2 pseudogenes are annotated in these 970 nt (G+C 64.4%); both read left to right on the top strand.

From position 1 onward, the window contains the following. Positions 1 to 370 (top strand): annotated as a pseudogene (locus tag PAECUDRAFT_RS24300) (hypothetical protein); the annotation flags it as partial. A 36-nt stretch (positions 371 to 406) separates the two neighbouring features. After that, positions 407 to 970 (top strand): annotated as a pseudogene (locus PAECUDRAFT_RS24295) (RNA methyltransferase); the annotation flags it as partial.

The following is a 970-nucleotide window of genomic DNA, read 5'->3' as shown; positions in this document are numbered from 1 at the left end:
TAGCCCTTGGGGCGACGCCCCTGCTGGCGGCGGTCGCGGCGGCTCCCGCAGCAGCGCTGGTTCTGCGCCAGCAGGCAAGCGCGGCAGCGGTTCCGCCAACGCTAGCCCTTGGGGCGACGCCCCTGCTGGCGGCGGTCGCGGCGGCTCCCGCAGCAGCGCTGGCTCTGCGCCAGCAGGCAAGCGCGACAGCGGTTCCGCTAGCGCTAGCCCTTGGGGCGACGCCCCTGCTGGCGGCGGTCGCGGCGGCTCCCGCAGCAGCGCTGGCTCTGCGCCCCGCGGCGGTTCGCGCGGCAGCAGTGGCTCTGCTCCTCGAGGCGGCAGCTCGCGCGGCGACCGCTCGAATAACGGCGGCGGACGCCGCGGACGGTAACCGTCACTTTTTCCGATTTAGAAGGAGTGCTTGAAATTGTCCCTTACCCACGTACGCAGTCTGCTCCCGGAGGCGTTCATTCAGCAAGCTCGGCAGCTGCTGGGCGACGAGACGCCAGCGTTTCTCGCCAGCTATGATGCGCCCCGGGCCTACGGCTTGCGGTTTAATCCAATAAAGCTGCCGCCCCAGCAATGGAATGGCGATCAGCGCTTTCACGCTTTAACCCAAATGTTCGGGCTTGAGCCGATCGATTGGTGCAAGACAGGCTTCTACTATAATGAAGAAGTCCGCCCCGGCAAACACCCGTATCATGCCGCAGGCCTTTATTACATTCAGGAGCCTTCCGCAATGTCCGCTGCCGAAGCGCTGGAAGCGCAGCCTGGCGAGACGATACTCGACCTCGCTGCTGCGCCCGGCGGCAAGACGACGCAAATCGCGGGCGCAATGCAGAATCAAGGCTTGCTTATTGCGAATGAAATTCATCCCGCCCGCGCCAAAATATTAAGCGAAAACGTCGAGCGCTGCGGCTTCCGCAATACGGTCGTCACCTGCGCGACACCCGATCAGCTTTCGGAGCGGTTTCCCGTTTTCTTTGATCGC

The organism is Paenibacillus curdlanolyticus YK9, assembly GCF_000179615.1.
Taxonomy (GTDB): Bacteria; Bacillota; Bacilli; order Paenibacillales; family Paenibacillaceae; genus Paenibacillus_T; species Paenibacillus_T curdlanolyticus.
This window is presented reverse-complemented; position numbering and strand designations above follow the sequence as displayed.